Source organism: Pantoea sp. EKM20T, from assembly GCF_011800485.1.
GTDB classification, from domain to species: domain Bacteria; phylum Pseudomonadota; class Gammaproteobacteria; order Enterobacterales; family Enterobacteriaceae; genus Pantoea; species Pantoea agglomerans.
Genome location: NZ_JAALFW010000027.1, coordinates 1 through 7394 on the forward strand (window position 1 = coordinate 1; position 7394 = coordinate 7394).

Below are 7394 nucleotides of genomic sequence, written 5' to 3' on the forward strand. Positions count from 1 at the left end.
GGCGAGTCGATCTGGACCGACCGCTACGGCCGGGTAAAGGTGAAGTTTCACTGGGACCGGCTGGCGAAGGGCGACGATACCAGCTCCTGCTGGGTGCGCGTCTCCAGCGCCTGGGCGGGTCAGGGATTCGGCGGGGTGCAGATCCCGCGAGTGAACGACGAAGTGGTGGTGGACTTCATCAACGGCGATCCGGATCGTCCGCTGATCATCGGCCGGGTTTACAACGAGGCAAGCATGCCGCCGTGGGCGCTGCCGGCGGCAGCGACGCAGATGGGCTTTTTGAGCCGGTCGAAGGATGGCACGGCGGACACCGCGAATGCGTTAAGGTTTGAGGATAAGTCGGGTGAGGAACACCTGTGGATTCAGGCGCAGAAGAACATGGATACCCATGTTAAAAACGACGCCAGCCATTCAGTCGCCAACAATCACAGCCATTATGCGGGCGGCAATGAGCTCTACCGTGTCGAAACCAACCGTGTCCACGGTGTAAAAGGGGGCGAAGAGCGGCTGACCGGTAAAGGCAAACTCGATGCGGTGGTCGATACCTATGTAGTGGGTTCGGGGACTAAACTTCGCCTTGAATGCGGAGAGAGTGCTATCGAACTGAATGCGAACGGCCAGATTAATATTGTGGGCAAGGGGTTCAATATTTTCGTGCAGGGCGATGGCCATATCACCACCTCTGGCGGCAAACTGAACCTGAACACGGATGGCGCGAAGCCGGGCACAAGCGCACCGGGCTCCAGTCATAAACAGAATATCAGCCAGGCCGTAGAGAATCTTTTCCCGCCAAAACAGAAAGGACAGGCGGCTCCGGCTGCGCCAAAAGCTGCGGCGGCACCGGCGAAAGGGGCGGCTGCACCGTTAGCCAATACTGCTTCTGGCGATAAGAAGAGCAAATATGACTACTCGGTAGATGAGATGGTCAAAAAACAAAAAGGGCTTAAAGCCACGCCGGTGAAATGGGATAAAACTAAAAAAGGCTTCGTAAACGCCACCGAGGACGATATTAAAAAATATGTCGATCCTGCCAACCACATGGAAGGCAAAGACAAATATCAGTTTGTGGATCTTTCCTCCTCATCTGGGATCAGTAAAGATGATATGAGCACTTTCCTTAAGGATAAGGGCACGCTGTCCGGTCAGGAACAGACTTATCTGGATGCGGCTAAAAAATATAATGTTAATGAAGCGTATCTGGCTGCCCATTCCGCGCTGGAGACGGGAAATGGCACCAGTGAGTTAGCCAAAGGCGTCATGGTTAATGGAACCAAAGTTTATAATATGTACGGCATAGGCGCGCTGGATGGCAATGCGGTGCAAACCGGCGCTAACTACGCTTATAAACAGGGCTGGACAACACCCGCGAAGGCCATCGATGGTGGTGCTAAGTGGATATCTGATAAGTTTGTTGGCTCTGGTCAGAATACTTTGTATAAAATGCGCTGGAATCCGGCCTCGCCGGGAACACATCAGTATGCGACAGATGTTAACTGGGCTACGGCTCAGACAACCAGCATGAAGAAAATGTTCGACAGTTTTCCGAATGCGAATCTTTCTTATGACATACCTGAGTTTAAATAAGGGACTGATAAAAATGATTTTTCCTATGAGAAAGGCAGTATTTTTGTTTGCGCTGCTGTTCCCTGCCGTTCAGGTAAATCTGGCTACTGCGGCGGCAAGCATTACGGCCCCTGCTGCCTTAACAGCCGCTGACTTTAGTGTGAAAATCAATAATCATCCTTTTACCTTAGGTGATAAATGGAGCGATGAGACTCAGAAGCAGGCGGGCACGCAGATAAGTGAAAACTTTGTTGGCGATGTGCCTGCCGGTGACACCAGTTTTAAGTACTACCAGCACAAATATGATGGTTTTGAAATCTACACTGCCAATCTGTTCTGGCAAAAAGAGCAGCGTGATATCGACAGCTACCTTATTGCACAGATCACCATCAACACTCCTGCGATCAAAACAGCGAGAGGCGTAGGACCAGGCGACAGCCAGGATGTGCTGGTCAGTAAATATGGTCAGGGCACAGTGGATGACAGTGATAATCAGCATTGGTTATATTATGATGCTGATAACAAACGCATGTCATTTCAGTTAGAGCATAAAAAAATCAGTCATATTATGATGACGATTAATACGGATGAATAATAACAACCCTGCGTGATACGTCACGCAGGATTAAATTAACTTATTAATCTTATTTTTTTGATTAAATAATTTTAAGTCCGCTAATGTGTTTTAATTTCCTACTCCTGAAGTATGTGACCAATAAAATAAATGCCACATTCATTCAAGACCAGGTTAACTGTATACAACAGCATGCCATCTGGCGAGTTGAATGATTATTTAAAAAGAGAATAATCAATATGGTAAAACGGTGCTACTTAATTCACTCCTCAGGTAAAACTATAAAGTTATTTGTTAAAGTGATGCTCTTGATGATATTTATAGTTTGCCCGATAGGCATTGCAACAGCTTCAGGAACACAAGTGTCTTTTTCTCAGTACAATAGCTTAGACAATGTTTCAAAGATCTTTAGTGACCAGGATGTTGTCTCCACTTTAAAATCTGTTTTAGGTAATGAGTATAATGATTTCAGCCAGAACTTTGATGTTTTTGGAGAACCCCATAAAACAGATGGCGGCGGTATATTCGTTGAGGGCTGGTTAAAAGATCTCTATCTTGTGCAAGCATCCGCATTCGTGATACAGGCAGATGGCAAAGTGTATGCTGCCTGGATGATGCCTCAAAACAACAAAATACATTATGTCACTAACGCGCCTGAAGGTAACAAAGTTCAGGAGGATATAGCACGCTGGTCTAAGCGTTTTGATAATGAATAGTCTGCCATCCAGGATGAGTAATTTAATCGATAATCGCGTGATAATTATATCTTAGCCAAGTTTTATGACAGGTTTAAATGATTAAAATTTTATGCGTTTTAATGTTTTCATATCCGCTGATGACTTCTGCAAATGATTTTTGTCAACGGATGGCTAGTAACGCTAACGCAAAAGGCGTGCGTTTAGACAATACAGATAATGTCTACAGGGTTGGCGGGTCAGGACGGCTGCAATTTTATTCTGCACCTGATGGCCGTTGTGTAGAGAAAGACGTTTTTGTGGTGCCTGGCAATGAATTATATGCTTACGTCGAATATGGAAAATATTACAGCGTAATGTATGTGGCTAATGACGGAAATCAGGCTAATGGCTGGGTAGAAAAAGAAAGATTGATTGAATCACATACGGGTATCGCACCCGATTATGATGCAAATAAATAGTTACTCCCTCTGCTGTTAATAACATTCCATTTTTACTTTCCCCATATGGATATCTATTATGCATTACCAATTCAATGAGGGCGCCTTTGCGCTTTTTCCTGCTGCCTGGCAGGACACCACCATGAATATTCTCCGCGATGAAGCCAGTGGGCTGGCATGGGTTGTGAGCCGTGGCGTTATTTCTGAGGGCAGTGATGCGGAAAAAGAGTTCCAGCGTCAGTGGGACACATTGCGGAGTCAGATGGGCCATATCCAGCAGACTGAATTTGTACGTTTGATGGCAGGTGTAGATAACACATTACACGCGGTAGAAGTTGAAACCGTATTTGACCGTAACGGGCAGGCAGTGTGGCAGAAACAGCTGGCTACACAGGTGCCTGATTCGAACATCTTAATGATTTTTACGCTATCAGCCATGCGTCCATTCAATGAAGAGGATGGACAGCGCTGGAGTGCATTTAAACAAAGCCTGAGTCTGAACAATCCACGGAAAGCATAACCTATGGATAACCCTGCTGCCCGCGTGGGCGACGAGATCATTCACTCCAGCATTTTCGCTGATATCACGAGCATTGTTGCGGAAGGTGCGGCCTATGCCGTCATTGGTGCCGCAGTGGGTGCTGCTATCGTCTCGGCAGCGCCCCTGCTAGGCACAGGGGCGGCAGCGGCGAGTGTGGCAGCCGTGGGTAACAGTTGCCTGCTCAGCGGTATTCTGGGTGGTGTACTGGCCAATGCCGTTGGTCTGTCACAAGAGATCAGCAAAGCGGCCGATGGGCTGGGAAACATGATATTCCCGCCGTCACCTGCCGGAGTAATCGCCAGTGGATCAGTGAATGTCTACGTTAATGGTCTTTTAGCCGCACGCGCGGCCGGGATGCTCACGCCTGGCGAGACACCGCCACCGGAACCGCAATCGCCGCAGAGCTTCGCCGACTATGGCGGCATGTTGCTCTCTGCGGTCGGCCAGTTTGGCAGTGCAATGTGGCAGCCCACGGTAGCCTCCGCCGATGCGGGCACCTCTCCGCTGGAGCAGGACAAAGTGGCCTGTGAAAAACACAGCGCACCGCAATATCTGGCTCAGGGATCGAAAAGCGTCTTTATCAATGGCCAGCCTGCAGTGCGCGCAAAGGATAAAACCACCTGTGACGCCACCGTGAGCGACGATGTTTCCCCCAATGTCATCATTGGTGGTGAAACCGTCACGGTCAGAGAGATCAAAAGCGGCAAGGTGCCAGGTCTGGCTGTGATGATGATCGGCCTTTCCCTCATCCGTGGTCGCCCCAGTCAGATCCTGAAAAACATGCCCTGTGCGCTGGCCGGTGCCGTGGGCGGTATGGCGGCGGACATGGCTATCAATGCGGCCTTCTCGTCGCTGTTTCCGGTTCATGCGGCGACCGGCGTCAAAGTCCTTAATGATGATGCCGAGCGTGATTTTTCCCTCCCCGGACGTTTCCCGCTCAGTTTTCAGCGCAGCTATAACAGTCTGACTCAGCGCGCTGGCTTGTTTGGTCAGGGTTGGGCCACGGTGTTTGACAGCTACCTGACGCTGGAAGGGAATCGGGCGACCTGGTTTGATGACAACGGGCGCGAACTGAGCTTTGACGTTCCCGGTGACAAAGAGGTGCTCTACAGCATCAGCGAAGGGCTGATGGTGCGGCGCAACGAGTCTGGCGATATCGCCATTGCCGATGATGACGGTGCGGTATGGCGTCTTTACAGGCGCACGGCCGCTGATCCGCAGGTGCTGCGGCTGGCTTCACTGAGCGACGAGTACGGTAATGCGCTGGAGATGGGCTGGGATGAACAGGCCCGCCTGGTACGTATCCATGACGCGCCGCTGGCTATTGACGTCACGCTGCACTACGACGACAAACAGCACGCGCGGCGTCCGACATCAGCCAGCCATTTTGATGGCGATCAGCACTGGCCTCTCACGCGCTGGACCTACAATGATCGGGGCCAGCTTGCCAGCGTTACTGATGCCGCAGGCGTTGTCTCACGACGCTTCCGTTACAACGACGATGGATTGATGGTCTGGCACCAACTGCCGGGCGGGCTGGAGAGTGAATATCGCTGGCAGAAGCTGGATCACTGGCGCGTTGTAGAAAACCGCACCAACAGCGGTGATGGCTGCCACATGCATTACGATCTTGAGGCGGGCATTACGCGCGTGTCGACCTATGACGGTCAGCAGCGCGAACACCACTGGAATGCCGCGGGCCTCATCACCTGTTTTATCGACGAGCGCGGCGAGAAGTGGCGTTATGAGTGGGATGAAAACGAACTCCTGACGCGTCGCATCGATCCGCTGGGCAACGCGGTGAGCTTCACCTATGACGATCTGGGCAACCGTGTTGAAGAGAAGGATGCTGACGGTGGTGTGCAGGCGGTGCAGTGGCTGTCACACCGTTCGTTGCCCACGGTTGTTGCCGGAGCAGATGGTTCCACAACGAAATACTATTACGATCCCCATCACGGCCTTGAACGTGTTGTTGATGCGCTCGGGCAAAGCACGCTCTATCAGCGGGATGAGTTCGGACTGGTTGTCGAAGAGACTGACGCAGCAGGTAATAGCTACCGCCGTGAGTTTAATGATGCCGGCCAGGTTATCCGTGAAACCGACTGTTCAGGGCTGACCACGCGCTACCGTTATCATCCCCTGGGCTGGCTCAGCTGTGTCATCGCGCCGGATGGTGAAGAAACCCGTTATCACTATGATGCAGCAGGCCGTCCTCTTCAGCTGGAACGTGCAGAAGGATGGGAAGAGCGGTTGCACTGGAGTGAAAACGGACTGCCGCTGGCCTATGAATCGGCTGATGGCAAGCGCAGTGAATTCCGTTACGACAATGTCGGGCGATTGATCGCCAACCGTAATGCGCAGGGTGAGACGGTTCAGCGAAGCTGGGACAGCCGTGGCCGGTTGACGGCGCTGCAAAATGAGAACGGAGAACAGTATCAGTTCGAGTGGGGCGCAGATTCTCTGTTGCTGGCCCAGGTCGGGCTGGATGGTGTTGCCACACGATATGACTATGATGCGGCGGGCCGCACGGTATCACGCACCTTTGCCGCCGGACATCCTCAGTCCATTACCCATCGCTATCACTGGAGCCGTGCGGGGCAACTGCTGGAGCGGACCACGCCGGAAGGCCAGACGCGCTATCACTACAGCGGTGGGGGGCAACTGGGCAAAGTGTCGCAGCATCTGCCGCTGTCTGACACCGAGTGGAGCCAGCAGGCCGAGCAGGAGATTACCTTTAAGTACGATGCGCTGGGCCGCATCGTTGCTGAGCAGGGGGAGCAGGGCGAACTGGCCTGGGAGTATGACGCGCTGGGCAACTGCACTGCCCTGACGCTGCCGGATGGCCGCAACCTGAAGCAGCTTTATTACGGTAGCGGCCATTTACTGAGCATCGCATTAGACAACCTGCCGGTCACGGAATTTACCCGTGACACGCTGCATCGGGAGCTGAGCCGGACGCAGGGCGGCCTGACCATGCGCAGTGAATATGACCGGTTAGGCAGACTGCGCCGCCGTGACGTGTTTAAGGGTGACTCACAGCGTCCTGCACCGCGCGTCTGGTCCCGCCGGCGCGACTTCGATTACGGCAATAACCTGATCCGTGAAGAGCGTGATGATAATCCGTTCAGCCAGACATTATGGAACTACGATAACGCCGGGCGGCTGTTGTCTCAGGACGGTGCGCAGCCGGGTAATGAACAGTGGCGCTGGGATAGCGCAGGCAACCCGCTGGATCGCCATACTGCCGCACATGTCCTGCACAACCGTGTCACCGAACTGAACGGTATCCGCTGGCAATATGACATTCATGGCCGTACCACTGAGAAAGATGACGGGCACACCCGCTGGCGTTATCGCTACGATGGTGAGCATCGCCTGACGGACGTCATCAGCGAGCCACGGGACCGTAATAAGCCGCGCACTAAGGTGAGTTTCCGCTACGATCCGCTTGGGCGCCGCATCAGTAAAACCAGCCAGCAGCTGTTGCAGGGAAGACCGTCGGGGAACGCCGTCACGACGCGCTTTGTGTGGGAAGGCTACCGCCTGCTGCAGGAAATCCACGACGGGATCCCGCTGACCTA

6 protein-coding genes are annotated in these 7394 nt (G+C 52.7%); all 6 read left to right on the forward strand.

Annotation, left to right across the window (positions count from 1 at the left end):
* Nucleotides 1-1584 (forward strand): type VI secretion system tip protein TssI/VgrG (gene tssI, locus HFD94_RS22645; RefSeq protein ID WP_167433552.1); only part of this gene is annotated, 1584 nt, incomplete at its 5' end.
* Nucleotides 1585-1597: 13 nt separating this feature from the next.
* Nucleotides 1598-2158, forward strand: a complete 561-nt coding sequence (locus HFD94_RS22650) for a hypothetical protein (protein ID WP_031592972.1) — start codon at nucleotides 1598-1600, stop codon at nucleotides 2156-2158.
* A gap of 341 nt (nucleotides 2159-2499) precedes the next feature.
* Nucleotides 2500-2853 (forward strand): hypothetical protein, encoded by a 354-nt coding sequence (locus HFD94_RS22655; RefSeq protein WP_181955374.1) that lies wholly within the window; start codon nucleotides 2500-2502, stop codon nucleotides 2851-2853.
* A 77-nt stretch (nucleotides 2854-2930) separates the two neighbouring features.
* On the forward strand, nucleotides 2931-3293 hold the full coding sequence (locus HFD94_RS22660) for a hypothetical protein (RefSeq protein ID WP_167433553.1): 363 nt from the start codon (nucleotides 2931-2933) through the stop codon (nucleotides 3291-3293).
* A gap of 58 nt (nucleotides 3294-3351) precedes the next feature.
* On the forward strand, nucleotides 3352-3792 hold the full coding sequence (locus tag HFD94_RS22665) for a DcrB-related protein (RefSeq protein ID WP_010246011.1): 441 nt from the start codon (nucleotides 3352-3354) through the stop codon (nucleotides 3790-3792).
* A gap of 3 nt (nucleotides 3793-3795) precedes the next feature.
* A partial coding sequence (locus HFD94_RS22670) for a DUF6531 domain-containing protein (RefSeq protein ID WP_167433554.1) occupies nucleotides 3796-7394 on the forward strand: 3599 nt, incomplete at its 3' end.